Genomic DNA, 21,704 nt, shown 5'->3' with positions numbered 1-21,704 from the left:
ATTACATCCCCCTTATGCCGAAGTATTTAGCCCTAGGGCTGTGCCTGCTAGGTGCCACCGCCACTTACGCCCAATCGAAAAAGCCGCTGTACCAGGACCGCACCGCCGCCACCGAGGCCCGCGTGCAAGACCTGTTGGCTCGCATGACGACCGAGGAAAAGGTAGGCCAGCTCTCGACCCTCCTAGGGTGGGAAATGTATCAGAAAGATGGCCAAAAGGTTAGCGCTAGCTCAGCTTACAAAAAGGCAATAGACGAGCGACACATTGGCGCGCTTTGGGCTACCCTGCGCGCCGACCCCTGGACCAAGAAAACCTTGCTCACCGGCCTAAACCCCAAGCTGGCCGCCGAGGCTACCAACGCCCTGCAGAAGTACGCTGTGGAGCACACCCGGCTGCACATTCCGCTGCTACTGGCCGAGGAATGCCCGCACGGCCACATGGCTATTGGCACTACTGTGTTTCCGACATCCATCGGCCAGAGCAGCACCTGGGACCCGGCCTTGATTAAGCGCATGGCCACGGCCATTGCCCATGAAGCGCGGGTGCAGGGCGCGCACATCGGCTACGGGCCGGTGCTGGACTTGGCCCGCGAGCCGCGCTGGTCTAGGGTCGAGGAAACCTACGGCGAAGACCCCGTGCTCAACGGCCAAATGGGCGTAGCGATGGTGCAAGGCTTCCAGGGCAACAGCCTGAAGAGCGGCGCCAATATCGTGTCTACGCTCAAGCACTTCACGGCTTACGGCGTGCCCGAGGGCGGCCACAACGGCGGTAGCATTAGTACCGGTCAGCGCGAGCTGTTTCAGAGCTACTTACCGCCGTTTCGGGCGGCGGTGAAGGCCGGGGCGCAGTCGGTTATGACCGCCTACAATTCTATTGATGGGGTACCGTGCTCGGCCAATCCTTACCTGCTCACCGATGTGCTGCGCCAGCAATGGGGCTTTTTGGGCTTCACGGTATCGGACCTAGGGAGCATTTCGGGCCTGGTGGGCAACCACCACGTGGCCGCCACGGCGCCCGAAGCCGCCGCGCTGGCCATTAATGCAGGCCTCGACGATGACCTGAGCGGCTACGGCTACGACAAAGATTTGCTGGCCGCCGTGCAGCAGAAGCTGGTGTCGCCCGAGGTACTCGACCGCGCCGTGGGCCGGGTGCTGCGGGTGAAATTCGAGATGGGGCTATTTGAAAATCCCTACGTAGACCCCGCCAAGGCCGCCAAGCAGGTGCACACGCCCGCCAACGTGCAGCTGGCGAGGCAGGTAGCCCGCGAGTCGGTGGTGCTACTGAAGAACGACAACAACGCACTGCCGCTGGCCAAAACCTTGCAGCGCATCGCCGTTATCGGCCCCAACGCCGACAACATGTACAACCAGCTCGGCGACTACACCGCGCCCCAGCCCGAAAGCAACGTGGTGACGGTGCTCGAAGGTATCCGGGCCAAGCTGCCGGCCGCGCAAGTGACCTACGCTAAGGGCTGCGCCATCCGCGACACCACTAGCGCCAACATCGCCGAGGCCGTGGCCGCCGCCAAGCAGGCCCAGGTGGCGGTGGTGGTCCTAGGGGGCTCCAGCGCCCGCGACTTTAAAACCGAGTACCAAAGCACTGGCGCGGCCACCGTCACGGCCGCCTCTAAAAACGAGGCTATCAGTGACATGGAAAGCGGCGAGGGCTACGACCGCGCCTCGCTCGACCTGCTAGGCAAGCAACAGCAATTACTGCAAGCGGTGGTGGCTACCGGCACGCCGGTGGTGGTGGTGCTCATCAAAGGCCGGCCGCTAAACCTCAATTGGATGGCCGCCCACGTGCCCGCCCTACTCGATGCCTGGTACCCCGGCCAGGAAGGCGGCCACGCTGTGGCCGACGTGCTGTTTGGCGACTACAACCCGGCCGGCCGCCTACCTATCTCGGTGGCCAAAAGCGTGGGCCAGCTGCCCGTGTATTACAACGCTAAGCGGCCCGTCACCCACGGCTACGTGGAGATGGACAACAAGCCGCTCTATAGCTTCGGCCACGGCCTAAGCTACAGTAAGTTCGAGTATTCCGACCTGCAGGTAAGCCCCATCGAGTCTGGTGGCACGGTGCGAGCTACGGTGCGCTTTAAGGTGAAAAATGCCAGCAGCCGGGCCGGCGATGAGGTAGCCCAGCTTTATCTCACCGACGATGTTAGCTCGGTAGTGACGCCAGTGAAGCAGCTCAAGAAATTTCAGCGCCTCGCGCTTAAAGCCGGTGAGCAACAGGAAGTCACTTTTGAGCTAACGGCCGAGGACTTGATGCTGCTTAACGGCCGCCTGCAATGGGTGGTCGAGCCGGGCACCTTCACGGCGCAAGTGGGTGCCTCGTCGGAGGACATTCGGCTAAAGGCGCAGTTTAAGGTGGCGCAGGCGGTTGAGAAAGTGCAGTAACTAAAATTGTTAGGCCAGAATCGGCGAGATTACCTATACCGCTATACTGACTGAGTTTACTAGGTGAAACCATAAAAAAATGAGAGAACGAGCAGCTGCTCGTTCTCTCATTTTTTTATGGTTTAAGATAGACTTCTATAAAATTTTTATAAAAGTGCTTGTACTTCTCAAAAAAGATAACTTTATTTACCAAAAATATAACCCCCGCCATATGAGTTCATTATTAGCCCTAGAGGAAACTCACCTTGCGCGGCTCAATAATATTGAACGACGCAAGCACATACAGAAGCTTAAGATTGTAAAGCATTTGTATGTAAAAGGGGCTAAGACGAACGCCGATATTTGCAGCCGCTTCAACATCAGCTCGCCTACTTCCATCGCCATACTGAATGAGCTGGTGGCGGAAGGCTTGGTGGAGAAACAAGGCCGGGGCAAGTCGCTAGGAGGCCGCAAACCAGAGCTCTACGGGCTGCGCGATGGGTCGCTGTTTGTGCTGAGCGTGCACATGGAGCAGTTCAAGACCCGGATGGCCATCTTTGATAATAATAACCAGATTATCAATGGCGTGCACACCTTCGACATTGAGCTCACGCCCGACCTAGGGGCACTGCCACAACTGCACGCTCACGCGCAGGCGCTGATTGAAGCGTCGGGGATTGAGCTGAAAAAACTGGTTGGCGTGGGCATTAGCATGCCGGGCCTAGTCGACTCGAAGGAGGGTAACAACCACACCTACTTGCTCACGGCCGGCGAGCCCGAATCGCTGCAACAGCTACTGGAGCAGCAGTTTGGCAAACCGGTTTTTCTGCAAAATGATGCGAAGAGCGCGGCCCTGGCCGAGTACCGCTTTGGCCTGGCGCACGGGCAGCGCGATGTACTAGTACTGTCCATGGACTGGGGCATCGGCATGGGCGTGATACTAGATGGCAAGCTCCGCAGCGGCGCCTCAGGCTTCGCCGGCGAGTTTGGCCACATTCCACTCGTGGATGGAGGTGCGCTGTGCCACTGCGGCAAGCGCGGCTGCCTCGAAACTGTGGCCTCGGGCAGCGCCATTGTGCGCATTGCCAAGGCCGGCATTCAGGCGGGGCAGCACACTATGCTAAGCCAGTTGCCAGCACAGCAAGTAGCTAATTTACAGCCCGAACACGTGTACGAGGCTGCTCACCAAGGCGACCAGTTTGCCATTAATACGCTGGCCGAGGTAGGCACCAACCTAGGCAAAGGCATTGCCATTCTCACGCAGCTTTTCAACCCCGAGCTCATCATCTTGGGAGGCGAGGTGGCGCCGGCCAAACAATTTATTCTGCCTAACATCCAGCAAGCCATCAACACCTATTGCATGGCGCAGCTCCGCGAGCGAACCAGCCTCGTAGTGTCGGAGCTGGGCAATAATGCCGTGATTCTGGGCTCGGTAGCAACGGTGATGGAAAACATCTTCGAAAGCTACCTAGAGCTTGCCTGAGCTCACCCAACTCATCGCTAGCTACTTCATCTGCTTCATCTTACCACTTTCACTTTAGCATTTTCGCAGCCTTACCAGCTTTGCCGCCATGCAGAACGTTACCCTACCCATCACGACCCGCCTAAACCTCCTGGAGGAGACGCGCTTTGAAAAGCTGCCGGTGACCGTGTACCGCAACAAGCAGGTGGCTTCCGTACAAGTAGCCGAGCGCATTGCTAACCTCATCAAAAGCAAGCAGCAGCAGGGCGAAAAAGCCATTTTAGGGCTGGCTACCGGGGCTACGCCGGTGGGCGTGTACGAGGAGCTGGTGCGCATGCACCGCGAGGAAGGGTTGAGCTTTCGCAATGTAGTGACGTTCAACCTAGACGAGTACTACCCCATGCAGCCCACGTCGCCACAGAGCTACGTGACGTTCATGAACGAGAACCTGTTCGACCACATCGACATCGAGCGGCAGAACGTGCACATTCCCGATGGCACGCTGGCCCCCGACGAGGTGGCAGCCTTCTGCGTCAACTACGAGCGTCAGATTGAAGAGCACGGCGGATTGGACTTGCAAATCCTAGGCATCGGCCGTACCGGTCACGTGGGCTTCAACGAGCCCGGCTCGGCGCCCAACTCGGGCACGCGCTTGGTGACGCTGGACGACCTAACGCGCCGCGATGCCTCGCGCGACTTTGGCGGCAAGGAAAACGTGCCGACCAAGGCCATCACGATGGGCATCGGTACCATCTTCAAGGCCCACGAGATTGTGCTGATGGCTTGGAGCGGCAATAAGGCGCCCATCATCAAGAAGGCTGTGGAGGGCGAGGTATCGAGCGAGGTACCAGCCACTTACCTGCAACTAGCCGATAACGTAGATTTTGTATTGGACGAGGCCGCGGCAGCCGAGCTCACGCGCTTCGACACCCCGTGGCTGGTGAAGGACTGCGAGTGGGACGAGCAGCTGATTAAGAAGGCCGTTATCTGGCTGTCGAACACCCTAGGCAAGCCTATTCTGAAGCTGACCGAGGACGACTATAACAGCAACGGCATGGCCCAGCTGGCCACCGAGCGTGGCCCGGTGTACAACATCAACATCCACATCTTCAACAAGCTTCAGCACACCATTACGGGCTGGCCGGGCGGCAAGCCGGGCGCCGACGACTCGCAGCGCCCCGAGCGCGCCCTGCCCGAGAAGAAGCGCGTTATCGTATTCTCGCCCCACCCCGACGACGACGTCATTTCGATGGGCGGCACCTTTATCCGCCTCATCGACCAGGGCCACGACGTGCACGTGGCCTACCAAACCTCGGGCAACACGGCCGTGTGGGACGACGACGTGCTGCGCTACGTGGAGTTTGCCATCGACTTCGACCGCAGCCTAGGTAAGGATACCAGCCAGCTGCAGGGCGTGTACGATGACATGCGCCAGTTTATCCAGCACAAGCAGCCTAACCAGCCTGACACCCAAGAAATTCGCAACGTTAAGAGCTTCATTCGCAAGAGCGAGGCCATTGCGGGGGCCCGCTACGCCGGGCTAACCGATGAGCACATTCACTTCCAGGCACTGCCCTTCTACGAGTCGGGCCGCACGGCGAAGCTCTCGGTGACGGACAAGGATATTGAGCTGACGATGGACCTGCTCCAGCAGGTGAAGCCACAGCAAGTGTTCGTGGCCGGCGACTTTGCCGACCCCAACGGCACGCACATCGTGTGCTTCAACATCGTGATTGAGGCCCTGCGCCGCCTGCGCCAGACCGAGGCCTGGGTGGAGGACTGCTGGGTGTGGATGTACCGCGGCGCGTGGCACGAGTTTAAGCCTTACGAGATTGAGATGGCCGTGCCACTATCGCCGCAGGAAGTACTGCGCAAGCGCAACGCCATTTTCAAGCACCAGAGCCAGAAGGACACGCCCGTGTTCCCCGGCGACGATGCCCGCGAGTTCTGGGTGCGCGCCGAGCACCGCAACCGCGAAACGGCCCACCAATACGACCGCCTGGGCATGGCCAACTACGAGGCCATGGAAGCATTTGTGCGCTATAAATTCTAGCTCTTACGGTTCAAATTATCTTAATGTCCTACCCTCATTAGCATATTATAACTACATGACCAGCAGCAAGTACCTAGGCGTCGATATTGGCGGAACGAAAATTCAGGTGGGCGTCGTGCAAGATGGCGAGCTTATCCAGGAGTTTCGTTTTGAAACCTCGGCCAGCGCTTCCAAAGAGCAGATTCTGACCGAACTGACGCGCAACTTGGCGCCGCTGGTCACGGCTGAGGTGGCGGGCATCGGCATCGGCGTGCCGGGGCTGGTAGATGAGGAAGAGGGCATTGTGCACAACGTGCAGAACATTCCGTCGTGGCGCGAGGTGCACCTTAAACGGCACCTCACCAGCTACTTCGATAAGCCAGTGTATCTCACCAACGACGCCAACGCGTTTGCCATCGGCGAGAAGATGTACGGCCAGGGCCGGCCCTACGCCAACCTAGTGGGCCTGGCCCTAGGTACCGGCTTGGGAGCAGGTATCGTCATCAATCACCAAGTGTACTCGGGCACGCTGTCGAGCGCCGGCGAGTTCGGAATGATTCCGTATCTCGACAAGACCATCGAGGATTATTGCAGCGGCAAGTTTTTCAGCCAGCGCACGGGCCGGGTGGGCGCCGAGTGGCACGCCCTCGCTCAGCAGGGCGATGCCGAGGCGCTTGCCCTCTACGACGAGCTGGGGCGGCACCTAGGGCGGGCGCTGCACATTATCCTGTATGCGCTCGCCCCCGAAGCTATTTTCCTGGGCGGCTCGGTAAGCCAGGGCTACGAGTTTTTCCGCGACGGCCTGTACGAAACCTTGGGTGCGTTCCCATTTCGCCAAATAACTGACCGCCTAGTGGTAGCTCCCTCGCTCATGGGCAACGCGGCGGTACTGGGCGCGGCAGCCCTTTGCCACATGAAGCAAACCGCCCCCCAGGCGCAAACCGCCCTAGCTCTATGAAGAAGAACCTGTGGGCCGTTGCGGCCGCCATCCTGAGCCTAGGCTGGAGCGCTACCGCCGCTGCCCAGCAGGCCTCTACTAGCCAGCGTGCTATCGCGGTTATTCCGCAGCCCGTGCGGCTGGTGCCCGGTACCGGCAGCTTCGCCATCACGCCGGAAACCAAGATTTACGTTGGTCCCAAAAATGACGAGCTGCGTCGCATTGGGCAGGGCCTAAGCCAGGAAATAGGTCGCGCTACCGGCGTGCAGCCGCCCGTGGTGCAGACCGCACCGGGCAAGCAGCGCGCCGGCACTATCTATTTAAAGCTTTCAGCTCCTGCCGATACCCTAGGGCCTGAAGGCTACGCGCTCAGTGTGCAGCCGACGCAGGTGGTGCTGGCCGCCAACCAGCCCCAGGGCCTGTTCCTAGGTACTCAAACCATTCGGCAACTGCTGCCCGCGCAGCGTACGCTGGGCGCCAACCTACCCGCTGTGGAGGTGGCTGACAAGCCACGCTACCAGTGGCGCGGCATGCACCTTGATGTGAGCCGCCACTTCTTCCCGACCGAGTTCGTGAAGCAGTACATCGATTACCTAGCGCTGCACAAGATGAATACCTTCCACTGGCATCTAACTGATGACCAGGGCTGGCGCATTGAAATCAAGAAATACCCTAAGCTGACCACGCTGGGCGGCTTTCGCGAGGGCACCCTCATTGGGCACTACGGCGCGAAAGTGCCGGAGTACGACAACGTGCGCTATGGCGGCTTCTACACCCAGGAGCAGATAAAGGAGGTCGTGAAGTACGCGCAGGACCGCTACATCACGGTGGTACCCGAAATCGAAATGCCCGGCCACGCGCTGGCAGCCCTCACGGCCTATCCCGAGCTGTCGTGCACTGGCGGGCCCTTCAAAGTGGGCCAGACCTGGGGCGTATACGACGATATCTTTTGCGCCGGCAACGAGCAGACGTTCGCGTTCCTGCAAGACGTGCTGACGGAAGTAATGCCGCTGTTTCCGAGCAAGACCGTGCACATTGGGGGCGACGAGGCACCTAAAACCCGCTGGAAAGTATGCCATAAGTGCCAGGCCCGCATTAAGGCCGAGCACCTCAAGGATGAGCACGAGTTGCAGAGCTACTTTGTGCAGCGCATGGAGAAGTTTGTAAACAGTAAGGGCAAAACCATCATGGGCTGGGATGAAATCCTGGAAGGTGGCCTAGCCCCCAACGCCGCTGTTATGTCGTGGCGCGGCATGGAGGGCGGCACAGCCGCCGCCAAGCAAAAGCACCAGGTGGTCATGACGCCCGGCGAGTTTGTGTACTTCGACCACGCCCAGGGCGAAGTCAGCCTGGAGCCACTCAACATTGGCGGCTACCTGCCCTTGGAAAAAGTCTATTCCTTCGAGCCCACTCCCTCGGAGTTAAGCGCCGACGAAAAGAAATATATCCTAGGTGCCCAGGCCAACCTCTGGACCGAGTACATCCCCACTACGCAGCAGGTCGAGTACATGGTGCTGCCCCGCATGTCGGCCCTGGCCGAAGTGCTCTGGACGCCTGCCCGCCAGAAAAACTGGGAAAGCTTTAAGGTGCGCATGCAGCCCCAGTACCAGCGTTTTGCCGCCCTAGGTGCCAATTACGCCAAGAGCGCCTTCAATGTGCGCCAGCAGTTCGTGCCCGACACCACCAAGGGCGGCGATGTGGTTAGCCTACTACTCGACGCCACTGGCCCGCAGATTACTTACACGCTCGACGGCACGGCGCCCACGCCTTCGTCTACCTCTTATACGGGGCCATTTGCCCTCACCAGCTCGGCCGTGGTTAAGGCGGCTTCGTTTGATAACGGGCAGCCGGCGGGCAAGATGACTACCACCGACGTGAGCGCGCATAAGGCGTTTGCTACCCCTACCAAGCTGGCCGCAGCGCCGCACAAAAACTATCGGGGCACTGGCGCGCTTACGCTGGTCGATGGTCTGAAAGGCTCGCGCAGTCATACCGATGGGCACTGGCTCGGGTTCTTAGGCGATAACTTAGCAGCGACGCTCGACTTGAAGAAAGCCACCGAAATCAGCTCTGTGCGCAGCACCTTTTTGCAAAAGCCCGAAGACAAAATCCTCTTGCCGACTACGTTGGAAGTAGCGGTGTCGACCGATGGGCGCACTTACAAAACGGTGTATTCAGCGCCCGTAGCGGCGGCCCAACCCGGCACGGGCATCAGTGAAGTGAAGGCCGAGTGGAAAAAAACGAAAGCTCGCTTCGTGCGAGTTACCGCTAAAAATGCTCAGCCAGCGGCAGCCAGTCAGCAGGCACCCGACACCTGGCTATTTGCCGATGAGTTGGTGGTGCAGTAAGCCGTGCCGCGCAGTTCCTTAGTCTTATTCCCATCCTAGTTCTATTCCCCGCAGTATGCCGAAAGTAGCTCCTCCAACCAGCGCAAACACACTGCCGCCCCCGGCCAGCAGCCAGCAAAACCGCTCGATTGTCATCATCGGCGCGCTGTTTTTCATTTTCGGGTTCGTCACCTGGCTCAACTCGGTACTGATTCCGTACCTGAAAATCTCCTGCGAGCTGACCAACTTCGAGGCGTATCTGGTTGCGTTTGCTTTCTACATTTCTTACCTGGTAATGGCCATTCCGTCGGCCTGGGTGTTGAAAGCCACGGGCTTTAAGAAGGGCATGTCGGCCGGGTTACTGGTAATGGGCGTCGGGGCACTGTTGTTCGTGCCTGCGGCCCTGACGCGCACCTACGGGCTGTTTTTGCTGGGCTTGTTTGTGCAAGGCACTGGCTTGGCCGTGCTGCAAACAGCGGCTAACCCTTACATCACTATCCTAGGTCCCCGCGAAAGTGCCGCCAAGCGCATCAGCATCATGGGCATCTGCAATAAGGTGGCTGGGGCGCTGGCCCCCGTGGCCCTAGGTGCCGTGGCCCTCAAAGACGCCGACGCCCTCGTGAAGCGCCTAGGCAGCATGGACGCCGCTACCAAAGCCGTCGAGCTCAATGCTCTCGCCGCCCGTGTGGTGACGCCCTACCTGCTCATGTTGGGCGTATTGGTATTGCTGGCCGTGCTCATCTACTTCTCGTCGCTGCCCGAAATCGACACCGACCACGAGGACGAAGCCGTGGCCGCTGCCAACACTAACAAATCGAGCATCTTTCACTTTCCGCACGTGATACTAGGGGCGCTGGCCATGTTCTTCTACGTGGGCGTGGAGGTAATTGCCGGCGATACTATCATCAGCTACGGCACTTCGCAGGGCATTGCGCTCAGCGTTTCTAAGTTCTTCGCTAGCTGCACGTTGTTTGCGATGATTTTGGGTTATATCATCGGCATCATCACTATTCCGAAGTATTTATCTCAGAAAAAGGCACTGCAGATTTCTGCGGTAGCCGGGATACTTTTTGCCCTAGGGGCAATTTTCACTAGCGGCCTCACCTCGGTTCTATTCATTTTCCTATTGGGGCTAGCCAATTCGCTCATCTTCCCGGCCATCTGGCCGCTGGCTATCGAGGGGCTGGGGCGCTTCACCAAGCTAGGCTCGTCGCTGCTCATCATGGCTATTGCCGGGGGGGCGGTGCTGCCGCCCCTCTACGGGCTACTGGCCGACCACTTCACCGCCCAACACGCTTACTGGCTGGTTGTTCCGTGCTATTTATTTATTCTGTTCTACGGCACGGCTGGGTATAAAATCCGGCGCGCCTAGGGAGCCCCTTTCTACTACAATAATTCTGATTGTCGCATCCTGTTGCACGCAGCAGGATGCCTTAAAATCTTAGGTGCATCGGCCTAAGATTCTTTTTCGAATGACAAGATTTCGCTACCTGCTTTCTCTTCTTGCGCTGACCGGTTTTTCGCCGCTGGCCGCGCAGCAACGCTACGAGCTGAACTCCGACTGGGTGGCCCAGCCCATCAGTAAAGTCACGGTTACGGGCGCGCAGCTTTCGCAGCCCAGCTATGCCCTAGGGGGCTGGCAGCCGGCTGTAGTACCGGGCACGGTGCTCACTACCCAGCTGACCAACAAGCAGGTGCCCGACCCGTTCTTCGGGATGAACAACGAGCGCATCCCGGATATCTACAAAACCGGGCGCGACTATTATACCTATTGGTTTGTCAAGGACTTTCAGGAGGCACCGGCTGCAGGCGATGGCCAAGTGTGGTTGAACCTGCGGGGCGTGAACTACAGCTGTGAGGTGTATCTGAACGGGCAGAAGCTCAATAAGAAGACGCACCACGGCATGTTCTTGCGGCAGGCCTACAACATCACGCCCTACCTGGCTAAGAGCGGCCGCAACCGCTTGGCAGTGGTGGTGTACCCGCCCGACCCCGTGGGCAACCCCAACGGCGGCCAGGGTGGCGACGGCGTCATTGCTCGCAACGTGAGCACGCAATACACAGCCGGCTGGGACTGGATTCGGCCCATTCGGGACCGCAACACAGGCATCTGGGACAAGGTGACGATTGAGAAAACGCGGGCCATCAACGTCAAGAATCCGCACGTAATTACCCGCGTGCCCGGCGTGCGCCAACCCAAAGGCCCGCAGGCGCCGGCTACCATTCTGGTAACGACCGAGCTAGAAAACCCGACCGCCAAACCGGTGGCCGGCGTGGTGCAGTATACCCTAGGAGGCCAGGTAGTGAAGCAAGCCGTGACAGTGCCCGCCCGCAGCACCAAGCAGGTGAGCCTGCCCGCCCTCAAGCTCCAAAACCCCAATCTGTGGTGGCCTAATGGTTACGGCCCGCAGAACCTGTATCCCTCCAAGGTGCAATTTCTGACGGGCGGTAAAACTGTCTCGGACGAGGAAGCGATGCAGGTGGGCGTGCGCGAAATCCAGCACCAGTGGAACAGCAAGACCGAGAGCATGCAGGTGCTGGTGAACGGCCAGAAGCTGTTCATTAAGGGTGGCAACTGGATTATCTCAGATGCCATGCTGCGCTTCACCAAGGCGCGCTACGATGCCGAAATCCGGTTTCACCGCGATATGAACCTGAACCTGATTCGGGTGTGGGGCGGCGCGCTCGTCGAGCGGCCCGAGTTTTACGAGGCCTGCGACAAGTACGGGATGCTCGTGATGCAGGACTTCTGGATGAGCGGCGATGCCAACGGCCGCTGGGTAGACCCCATGAAGCTGGAAGACCAGTACACCCGCCGCAAGTACCCCAATGACCACCGGCTATTCGTGAACTCGGTGGCCGACCAGGTGAAAATGGTGCGCAACTACCCTTCGCTAGCCATCTGGTGCGGCGGCAACGAGATTACGCCTCCTAAGGACATCCTAGCGGCCATGCAGGACACGCTGCTGCCCCGCCTCGACGGCACGCGCTGGTTTATTCCGTTCTCCAACTCCGACAGCATGTCGTACAACAACCTAGGTGGCAACGGTGATGGCCCCTATGGTATTCAGCCGATTAGCACGTTCTGGGGGCACCGCACCTTCCCTTTTAACTCGGAAGTGGGCTCGGTGGGCGTGGGCGACGTGGAGTCGCTAGAGCGCCTCCTGCTGCCCGCCAATATGGTGCCGCCGCGCTACCTAGGGCCGCGCACCGCCAGCAGCAAAGGGGATACCCCCACCGAGCAGGTAGACTCGGTGTGGACCTACCACACTTATATCGGCTACGAGCAGTACCTGCTGCCCTATGGCGCGCCCAAGGATATCCGCGACTTCGGCCTAAAGGCTCAACTCGTGAACTACGACCAGTACCGCGCCCTCATGGAAGGCTTCAGCTCGCACATGTGGGACTGGTACACGGGCAGCATCATCTGGAAAACGCAAAACCCCTGGACCGCCCTGCGCGGCCAGATGTACGACTACTACCTCGACCCCAACGCCTGCCTCTACGGCCTGCGTACCGGCAGCGAGCCGCTGCACGTGATGTACAACCCCGTGGACAGCATGGTGACGCTCGTCAACAATAGCTTCGAGGTGAAGCGCGACATGATGCTGGTGGTAGACGCCTACGACATGGCCGGCAAGAAAACGCCCGTGACGCAGGTAATCGTCGAAATCAACCCCTCGTCCTCCAAGCGCTACCTGCCCATCAACGGGCTGGTACGGAAGCTGGGTCAGCAACAAGGCATGTTCCTGTCGCTACAGCTGCAAGATTTCAACAAGAAGGTAATTAGTAACAACTTCTACTGGCTGCCCGATGCCAGGGGCGAGTACTCGGGCCTGAAAGGCATGGCCAAAGCCAGCCCTAGGGTCAGCACCCGGCAGGTAGCCGCCGGCAAGCTGGAAGTCACGCTAAGCAACCCCGCTGGCGCGCCGGTAGCCTTCTTCAACCGCGTGGCCCTGGTAAACCCCACCACGCAGAAGCGCATCCTGCCAGTGTTCTACAGCGACAACTACGTGTCGGTGCTGCCGGGTGGTAGCCAGACCGTGACGCTCGACTACACGCCCTCGCCCGGCGTGCCTACCCCCGTGGTATCGGTAGAAGGCTGGAACGTGACCAAGCAACTTGTGCCCGTAGCCGGCAAGTAACCCCCTCCCCTAGCCCCCACCGCCGTGTCAATCAAACCACTCCTTTGTTTAGTTGGATGCCTGCTGGTGGGGCGGGTGGCAGGCGCGCAGTCGGCGGGCACGGCCTTCCCCCTGATTCCGTACCCGACCTCGCTGGTGCCGGCTAGCGGCAGCTTCGCCATCACGGGGGCTACCCGCTTGGTGCTACCGGCCGGGGGCAAGTTCGTGCAGGAGGCACAGCAGCTGCAGCACCTGCTGGCTAACGGCCTGGGCAAGCCGCTGCCAGCCGCCAAGCTGGCCACGGCGGGCAGCATCGCGCTGGTATACGACCCGGCCATTACGGCGCCCGAGGGCTACCGCCTCACCGTCACGCCGCAACGCGTGACGCTGGCGGCCAAGGAGCCGGCCGGTATGTTCCGGGCCGTGCAAACGGTGCGGCAACTACTGCCGCCCACCATAGAAAAGCCGGGCAAAACTGCCTCGCTGCGCCTGCCCGCCGTGCAGATTCAGGACCAGCCGGCCTACAGCTGGCGTGGCATGCACCTCGACGTATCGCGCCACTTTTTCTCGGTCGAGTACCTCAAGAAGTACCTCGACCTGCTGGCGCTCTACAAGTTCAACAAGCTGCACCTGCACCTGACCGATGACCAGGGCTGGCGCATCGAAATCAAGAAATACCCTGAGCTGACTACCCTAGGGGCCTGGCGCACGCTCAACAACCAAGATTCGGCCTGCATCAAGAAGTCGAAAGACAATCCTGACTTCGCTCTCGACCCTAAGCACCTGCGCCAGCGCAAAGGCCGCACCGAATACGGCGGCTTTTACACCCAGCAGCAGCTTAAGGACATCATTGCCTTCGCGGCGGCCCGGCACATCGAAATCATCCCCGAAATCGACATGCCCGGCCATATGATGGCCGCCCTACGCGCCTACCCCGCCCTGAGCTGCACGGGCACCGCCACCTGGGGCAAGGAGTTTTCGGTGCCACTGTGCCCCTGCAATGAGGGCACCTACGAGTTTGCCCAAAACGTGCTGAGCGAGGTGGCCGCCCTCTTCCCGAGTCGCTACGTGCACATCGGGGCCGACGAGGTAGAGAAAACCACCTGGGCCCAGGCGGGAGCATGCACCGAGCTGATGCAGAAGGAAGGCATCAAGGACGTGAATGGGCTGCAGAGCTACTTCGTGCGCCGCATCGAGCGCTTTTTGCAGAGCAAGGGTAAGAAAATGATAGGCTGGGACGAGGTGCTTGATGGTGGCGTAGATGCCTCGGCCACCGTGATGTACTGGCGCACTTGGGTGCCCGACGCGCCCCTGCGCGCCGCCCGCAACGGCAACCAGGTGGTGATGACGCCCAACAACCCGCTGTACTTCGACTACCTGCCCGATAAAAATTCGCTGGCTCAGGTTTATCAATTACAGCCCACCCCACCAGCGCTGATGGGTACCGACGCCGCGAAAGCCATCCTAGGTGCCCAGGCCAACCTCTGGACCGAGCAAGTACCTACCGAGAACCGCGCCGACTACATGGTGCTGCCCCGCATGACGGCCCTGGCCGAAGTGGTGTGGACCAATAAGCCCAACTTCGCCGCCTACCAGCAGCGCCTCAAAGCGCACTACCCCCGCCTAGGGCAGCTAGGCGCTCATTACCGCGTGCCCGACCTAGGCGGCTTCGTGGAGGAAAGTGTCTTCACCACCAGCACCACCTTGGCCGTGCAGAAGCCACTCAACAACCTGACGCTGCGCTACACCACCGACGGTAGTAACCCCACGGCTACCTCGCCGATGCTAGCGAAGCCGCTGCCCATTAGCCAGCCGGCTACAATAAAGTTGGCCGCCTACACGCCTGAGGGCCTGAAAGGCGACACATACACCATTAACTATAAACAGCAGAATAACGCCGAGCCCGCGCGCAACCAGTCTACCACCGCCGGCTTGACGGCCACTTATTTCACCGGCTACTTCCCGAAGTCGGCCGCCATGCAGCAGGCCACGGCTAAGGGCAGCGCCGTGGTAAACGCCGTAGCTGTGCCCAAACAGGCCGAAACCGACAAGTTCGGGGTGCAGTTTCGCGGCTACCTCGACGTACCGACCACCGGCATCTACACTTTCTACTTGACCTGCGACGACGGCGGCATCCTACGCATAGCCGACCGCATGGTGGTAGATAATGGCGGCCTGCACTCGGCCATTGAGAAAAGTGGCCAGGTGGCCCTGGCCCAAGGTTTGCAGCCGTTCGCGCTCGACTTCGTGGAGGGCGGCGGCGGCTATTCACTCCTGCTGAAATACAGCCTCAACGGCAGCACGCCGCAGCCCGTGCCAGCCAGCTGGCTCCGGCATTAAGTCACTTATTGCTTGTTCATTATACCATAGGCTCTCCGCTTCAGTTGATTTTGTGCGTTTTATGAAGTTCTACCCCACCCCATTTCGTTACTCAGCAGCCGCGTTGGCTTGCAGCATTGCGGCATTAACTGCCGCGGCCGGTACCCCGCCGCGCAAGGTCTCGCGCCTGGCCCCGGCGGCCGGCCTTACGCAGTACGTCGACCCTTACATCGGCACCGGGTTTCACGGCCACGTGTTCTTGGGGGCCAACGTGCCATTTGGCGGTGTGCAGCTAGGGCCAGTCAACCGCTCGGAGGGCTGGGACTGGTGCTCGGGCTACCATTATTCTGATTCCACTATCGTGGGTTTTTCGCACACCCACCTCAGCGGCACCGGCATCGGCGACCTAGGTGATGTGGCCGTGATGCCTACCACCGGCGACGTGCGGGTAGTAAAAGGCACGCCCAAAAATCCACAGAAAGGTTTCATTTCGCTGTTTTCACACAAGGAAGAAAGCGTACGCCCCGGCTACTACAGCGTGCGCCTCAAGCGCTACAACATCAAGGCCGAGCTGACGGCCACCGAACGGGTAGGCTTCCACCAGTACACCTTCCCCAAGTCCGACGCGGCGCACCTTGTGTTTGACTTGCAGCAGGGCATCGGCTGGGACCTAGCCACCGATACCCACATCGAAAAGCTCAACGACAGCACTCTGGTAGGATACCGCTTCTCCAAGGGCTGGGCCAAGGACCAGCGCCTGTATTTCGCGGCCGTCCTGTCGAAGCCTATCCGCGAGTTCACTAGCGTGCAGGTAACGGATACCTTAGGCAACACTACGCCCGCCGCTAGCGGCAACCGGCTGAAAGGCGTTGTCACGTTCACGACCAAAGAAGGCGAGGTGGTGAAGCTAAAAGTCGGCATCTCGCCCGTAAGTACCACTGGCGCGCTGGCCAACATTAGGGCCGAACTGCCGGGTTGGAACTTCACCAAAACTGTCGCCCAGGCCGACGCTGCTTGGAACCAGGAGCTGCAAAAGGTGCGCATCCAGGCCGACCCGGTCCGTATGAAGACTTTTTACACGGCGCTCTACCACACCATGGTAGCCCCGTCGATTTTCAATGACCACAACGGTGATTACTGGGGCACTGACAAGAAAGTGCACACCAATCCCGGCTTTACCAACCTCACTACCTTCTCGCTCTGGGATACCTACCGGGCGGCTCATCCGCTCTTTACCCTGCTCCAGCCCAAGCGCGTCAACGACATGGTGCAGAGCATGCTAGCTATTTACCAGCAGCAGGGCAAGCTGCCAGTGTGGCATCTTATGGCCAACGAAACCAACTGCATGGTGGGCTACAGCGCCGTGCCGGTAGTGGTAGATGCTTACATGAAAGGCTTCAAAGGCTTCGACGCTAACCTAGCCTATGAGGCCATTAAGGCCACTGCCATGGGCAACGAGTTCGGCCTGAAATCGGTGAAGGAGTTGGGCTACATTCCGGCCGATAGCGAGGTCGAGAACGTGTCGAAGGGCCTGGAATACGCCATCGATGACTGGTGCATTGCGCAGATGGCCAAGAAGATGGGTAAAAAAGAAGATTACGCCTACTTCAGTAAGCGCGGCCAGAACTACCAGAACTACTTCGACAAGCGCGTGGGCTTCATGCGAGGCCGCGTATCGCAAACCGAGTGGCGCACGCCGTTCAGCCCCTTCTCGTCGGTGCATATGAAAAGCGACTTCACGGAGGGCAACGCCTGGCAGTACACCTGGCTAGTGCCGCAGGATGTGGAAGGTCTCATCGGCCTACTAGGGGGCGAAAAGCGCTTCAGCCAGAAGCTCGATTCGCTGTTCGTTGTGAAAGGTGACATGGGCGCCGAGGCCTCGCCCGACATCTCGGGCCTCATCGGTATGTATGCGCACGGCAACGAGCCGGGCCACCACATCACCTACCTCTACAGCTACGTGGGCCAGCCCTGGAAAACGGCTGAAAAGGTCCGCTTCATCACCGATAACTTCTACACAACTAAAAACGACGGCATTATCGGCAACGAAGACGTGGGGCAGATGTCGGCCTGGCATGTGCTCTCGACCCTAGGCTTCTACCAGCTCAACCCCGCCAACGGCAACTTCATCTTCGGCAGCCCCTCGATTAATCAGGCTACCATCGCGCTGGGCGGCGGCAAGACGTTTGCTATTGAAGCAAAAAATAACAGCACGGCCAACAAGTACATCCAACGCGTTACGCTTAATGGCAAATCCTATAGCAAGTCCTACCTCCGGTACCAGGACTTACAGCAGGGCGGCAAGCTAGTAATGGAAATGGGTCCCAAGCCTAGTGCTACCTGGGGCGTGGCGCCGCAAGACCGGCCTAGGTCGGCCATGAACTAAGGTTGAGCTAGATAAGCCCCTTACTTAGCTCAACCTTAGCTTAGACCGGATTAAATTAGTACCAATTTCCGGTAGCTTACTTCATGGTGCACTTCAGGCTAGAATTGGCCTTATAAACACGGCATTGGTCAACTATTAAATCTTAGCAACTAGCTTTTTGGTTCAGGTCATTACACTGAGTATAAAATAATTAATTTGTTTTATAACGGACACCTGATTACTTTTGAGTTAATTTTTTATCAATTTTTTAAATTGATAGTAGTAAGTTGACACCAAGAGTATTACCTTGAAGCATTCAGTTGACCAAGTACTTAGAGCAGCCTTTGTTTTACAAAATAGTTGAGTGGTGCCAGACGCTTTAGCTTAAGCCTACCCCTCTCCTTAAATTCATATTTGTAAAGAAGCATGCTTACCCTCTGCTCAAGCTATTCTCCGCGACGCAGCGCCCCCGGAAGCGTGCTTTAGGTGCAGTACTTCCCAAGGCGAATTAATACCGTTTTCCAGCTTATTTTCGGTTGTGCTTTAGCATTCACGAGGCTTATTTTCAGCTCCGTGCAAAGCCTTCGTTCCGCCAGCGCTATTCGTCGCTCTCTGCCGGCCTTCGCTTGTTCCACTAGTTCACCTCACCCCACATTTCCCTCACCTTACTCAACTTGCCATGAGAAGAACCATACAGTTACTTGTCCTACTCTTGCTGCTTTGTCAAGGCTACGCCTTTGCCCAAGCCAGCAAGGTTTCTGGTAAGATAACCAGTGCTACCAATGAGCCCCTGATTGGGGTAAGCATCCTGGTAAGCGGCACCACCCAGGGCACCACCTCGGACGTGGATGGCAACTACGCCGTGAACGTACCCAACGAAGGCACGCTGGTATTTTCCTACGTGGGCTATGTAAGCCAAACTGTCCAAGTGAAAGGCCGCTCCTCTATCAACGTGATTATGGCCGTTGATAACAAGGAGCTTGGCGAGGTCGTGGTAACGGCCCTAGGTATCAAAAAAGACGAGCGTAAGATTGGCTACGCTGTTACGAAAGTAGATGGCGGCCTGCTCAACGTAGCGCGCGAAACCAACGTGGCTAACTCACTGCAGGGCCGCGTGGCGGGTCTCAACGTGGCAGGCGCCAGCGGTGGCCCTGGCTCATCGGCACGCCTCAACATTCGGGGCGTAACGTCGTTCTCGGGCACGTCGTCGCCGCTGATTGTTATCAACGGTGTACCGATGGATAACACCGTGCGGGGCAGTGCTGGCGAGTGGGGCGGCGCTGACCTAGGCGACGGTATCAGCAACATCAACCCCGATGATATCGAAACCGTGACGGTGCTGAAAGGCTCGACGGCTTCGGCCCTGTATGGCGCCCGGGCAGCCAACGGCGTAATTCAAATCACGACCAAGAGCGGCTCGCGCACCAAAACCACGATTGAGTACAACACCAACTACCAGCTTGACCGCGCCGTTGACAACACCAACTTCCAGGACCAGTACGGCCAGGGCAGCCAAGGCATAAAGCCCACCGACCGGGCTTCGGCCATCGTATCGGGCAACACGGCCTGGGGCTCGCGCCTTGATGGCTCGCAAACCATCGGCATCGACGGCCAGCAGCACGCTTATTCTAAGGTAAAAGGCAACATCAACAACTTCTACCGCACTGCCCCGTCGTGGACGAACACAGTAGCAGTTTCGGGTGGCGGCGAGAAAGGCACCTACCGCCTATCGCTGTCGAACCTAGACAGCAAGTCTATCCTGCGCAACAGCGGCCTGACGCGTCGCACGATTAACTTCAACACGAACTACGACCTGACTACCAAGCTAAGCTTTAACTTGACGGCCAGCTACATCGACCAGCAGGACAAAAACCGCGCGCAGCTGAGCGACGCGCCGCTGAACGCCAACAACATCTTGTTCCTGGCGCCCAACATCGACCAGGCTACGCTGTCGCCCGGCTACGACCCCAACAACAATGGCCTCGAAACGGCTTGGAACTCGGACAGCTACGCTACTAACCCTTGGTTTGTAGTGAACCAGTTTGTGAATGACGTATCGCGCAAGCGCCTCATCAGCTCGCTCTCGGCCCGCTACCAGTTCACCGACTACCTCTCGCTACTGGGCCGCATCGGCTACGACTACTCCAGCGACCGTCGCTTTGGCGTAACGCCCTATGGCACGCTCTATTCGAACGCCGGCGAAGGTGCCCTCGACAACCTAACTCTAGGTAGCCGCCTGGAAATGAACTCGGACGCTCTCTTGTCGTTCAGCAAGAGCCTGAACCAGGACTTCTCCATCAGCGCTAGCGTAGGTGCCAACTACCGTCGCAACAAGTTTGAGAGCAGCCGCTTATACGGTGGGAACTTCATCGTACCCTACCTGTACACGCCCACCAACCTGCGCACCCGCAACCTAGAGTACCAGTCTACGGAGCTCGTAACGCCTTCGCTTTACTACACCGCCGACTTCACCTACAAGTTCTTGACGCTGAGCACGACCGGCCGCTACGACCGTTTCTCGTCGCTGCCCAACGGCAACCGCAGCATCTTTACGCCGTCGGTAGCGGGTAGCTTCATCTTCTCGGACCTGCTCGACTCGCCGGCCCTGAGCTATGGCAAGCTGCGTGCCTCTTACGCCAAGACCAGCGGCGAGGCCGCTAACCCCTACCTGACTGACCTGTACTACAACATCGGTAACCCCATCAATGGTGTGCCACGTGCTTCGTACAGCTCGACCCTGCCCAATGCCAACCTGCGCCCCTACAACCTGCGCGAGTTTGAAATTGGTACCGAGTTGAAGTTCCTCAACAACCGCATTGGCTTGGACGTGGCGTACTTCAACCGCAAGACCACCGGCGAAATTGTAAACGCGGCCCTGTCAGTATCGACGGGCTACGAGGGCACTACCGTGAACCTAGGCTCGACCCTGAACCGCGGTGTAGAATTGGCTCTGAACGTAGTGCCCATCAAGCGCGGCACTTTCACTTGGTCGTCGACCTTCAACTTCACCAAGCTGCACAACGAGGTACTGGACATCGACGGCGGCGCCAACAACCCGCTGCAAACCGGCACCTACCGCCCCATGAACGGCAACATCGGCATCGTGAAGGGCATGGCTATCTCGCAGGTGCGGGCCTACGACTACAAGCGCGATGCTAGCGGCAACGTGATTGTGGGTAGCGATGGCGTGCCGCTGCGCGGCGACCTGAAACCTATGGGCTCGGGCATTGCTAACCTATTCGGCGGCTGGAACAACGATTTCAACTTCGGGAACTTCAGCCTGTCGGCGTTGATTGACTACAAATTCAACAATAAGATTTTGTCGGCTACCGAGTACTACTCTTACAACCGTGGCCTCAACCAGGCTACCCTAGTAGGCCGCGAAAACGGCGTAGTTGCCGAAGGTGTGAAAGAAAACGGCCAGCGCAACGACATCGTGGTGCCTGCTTACGAGTACTACCCCAAACTGGCTACCAACGTGTCGGCTCTGTCGGTACTCGACGGCAGCTTCATCAAATTCCGTCAGCTCACGTTCGGCTACACCTTCAACCAAGCACTGCTGGCCCGCACGCCGTTCCAGGCCGTTACCCTGTCGCTGGTAGGCCGCAACCTGTTCACCATCATGAAGCGCACCGATAACATCGACCCGGAAAACACCATCTCGCCCCTCGTTGCCTATGCTGGGGTAGAAGGCGGCTCGCTGCCTTTCGCCCGCACGTATGGTGTTACCCTCAATGTTAAATTTAAATAAGCTAGCGCG

The 21,704-nt window shown here is 58.7% G+C and carries 10 protein-coding genes; all 10 read left to right on the top strand.

What is annotated here, in order from left to right; translation table 11 throughout:
• Nucleotides 1–14 precede the first annotated feature (14 nt).
• The 10 genes from JAO77_RS02720 to JAO77_RS02675 all read left to right on the top strand — a co-directional run bounded on the left by JAO77_RS02720 (nucleotide 15) and on the right by JAO77_RS02675 (nucleotide 21,695).
• Nucleotides 15–2,399, top strand: coding sequence for a glycoside hydrolase family 3 N-terminal domain-containing protein (locus JAO77_RS02720; protein WP_198988733.1), 2,385 nt, complete (start codon nucleotides 15–17; stop codon nucleotides 2,397–2,399).
• A 211-nt stretch (nucleotides 2,400–2,610) separates the two neighbouring features.
• Nucleotides 2,611–3,861, top strand: a complete 1,251-nt coding sequence (locus JAO77_RS02715; RefSeq protein WP_198988732.1) for an ROK family transcriptional regulator — start codon at nucleotides 2,611–2,613, stop codon at nucleotides 3,859–3,861.
• Nucleotides 3,862–3,949: 88 nt separating this feature from the next.
• Nucleotides 3,950–5,893, top strand: coding sequence for a glucosamine-6-phosphate deaminase (nagB, locus tag JAO77_RS02710; RefSeq protein WP_198988731.1), 1,944 nt, complete (start codon nucleotides 3,950–3,952; stop codon nucleotides 5,891–5,893).
• 55 nt (nucleotides 5,894–5,948) lie between these two features.
• Nucleotides 5,949–6,830, top strand: coding sequence for an ROK family protein (locus tag JAO77_RS02705; protein ID WP_198988730.1), 882 nt, complete (start codon nucleotides 5,949–5,951; stop codon nucleotides 6,828–6,830).
• Entirely contained in the window at nucleotides 6,827–9,157 is a 2,331-nt protein-coding gene (locus JAO77_RS02700; protein ID WP_198988729.1) for a glycoside hydrolase family 20 protein, read from the top strand. The genes JAO77_RS02705 and JAO77_RS02700 overlap by 4 nt, the downstream gene beginning before the upstream one ends.
• Nucleotides 9,158–9,212: 55 nt before the next feature.
• On the top strand, nucleotides 9,213–10,508 hold the full coding sequence (locus JAO77_RS02695) for a sugar MFS transporter (protein ID WP_198988728.1): 1,296 nt from the start codon (nucleotides 9,213–9,215) through the stop codon (nucleotides 10,506–10,508).
• Between the two features lie 100 nt (nucleotides 10,509–10,608).
• The gene (locus JAO77_RS02690) at nucleotides 10,609–13,281 is read left to right on the top strand and encodes a glycoside hydrolase family 2 protein (RefSeq protein ID WP_198988727.1); all 2,673 of its coding nucleotides are present in this window, start codon (nucleotides 10,609–10,611) and stop codon (nucleotides 13,279–13,281) included.
• A gap of 24 nt (nucleotides 13,282–13,305) precedes the next feature.
• The gene (locus tag JAO77_RS02685; protein WP_198988726.1) at nucleotides 13,306–15,600 is read left to right on the top strand and encodes a family 20 glycosylhydrolase; all 2,295 of its coding nucleotides are present in this window, start codon (nucleotides 13,306–13,308) and stop codon (nucleotides 15,598–15,600) included.
• 61 nt (nucleotides 15,601–15,661) lie between these two features.
• Nucleotides 15,662–17,965: a GH92 family glycosyl hydrolase gene (locus JAO77_RS02680; protein WP_198988725.1), complete on the top strand. Its 2,304-nt coding sequence runs from the start codon at nucleotides 15,662–15,664 to the stop codon at nucleotides 17,963–17,965.
• Between the two features lie 691 nt (nucleotides 17,966–18,656).
• Nucleotides 18,657–21,695 (top strand): SusC/RagA family TonB-linked outer membrane protein, encoded by a 3,039-nt coding sequence (locus JAO77_RS02675; RefSeq protein ID WP_235998184.1) that lies wholly within the window; start codon nucleotides 18,657–18,659, stop codon nucleotides 21,693–21,695.
• The last annotated feature ends 9 nt before the right edge of the window (nucleotides 21,696–21,704 follow it).

The sequence above is a fragment of the Hymenobacter sp. BT559 genome (genome assembly GCF_016427535.1).
Classification (GTDB): Bacteria; Bacteroidota; Bacteroidia; order Cytophagales; family Hymenobacteraceae; genus Hymenobacter.
The sequence above is the reverse complement of the archived record's forward strand: the minus strand, read 5'-3'. Positions and strand labels throughout refer to the sequence as shown.

Excerpts from the sequence above, each read along its gene's own strand:
- JAO77_RS02680 (WP_198988725.1), top strand. The coding sequence starts at position 15,662 with ATGAAGTTCTACCCCACCCCATTTCGTTACTCAGCAGCCGCGTTGGCT.
- nagB (WP_198988731.1), top strand. The coding sequence starts at position 3,950 with ATGCAGAACGTTACCCTACCCATCACGACCCGCCTAAACCTCCTGGAG.
- JAO77_RS02715 (WP_198988732.1), top strand. The coding sequence starts at position 2,611 with ATGAGTTCATTATTAGCCCTAGAGGAAACTCACCTTGCGCGGCTCAAT.
- JAO77_RS02720 (WP_198988733.1), top strand. The coding sequence starts at position 15 with ATGCCGAAGTATTTAGCCCTAGGGCTGTGCCTGCTAGGTGCCACCGCC.
- JAO77_RS02705 (WP_198988730.1), top strand. The coding sequence starts at position 5,949 with ATGACCAGCAGCAAGTACCTAGGCGTCGATATTGGCGGAACGAAAATT.
- JAO77_RS02690 (WP_198988727.1), top strand. The coding sequence starts at position 10,609 with ATGACAAGATTTCGCTACCTGCTTTCTCTTCTTGCGCTGACCGGTTTT.
- JAO77_RS02700 (WP_198988729.1), top strand. The coding sequence starts at position 6,827 with ATGAAGAAGAACCTGTGGGCCGTTGCGGCCGCCATCCTGAGCCTAGGC.
- JAO77_RS02695 (WP_198988728.1), top strand. The coding sequence starts at position 9,213 with ATGCCGAAAGTAGCTCCTCCAACCAGCGCAAACACACTGCCGCCCCCG.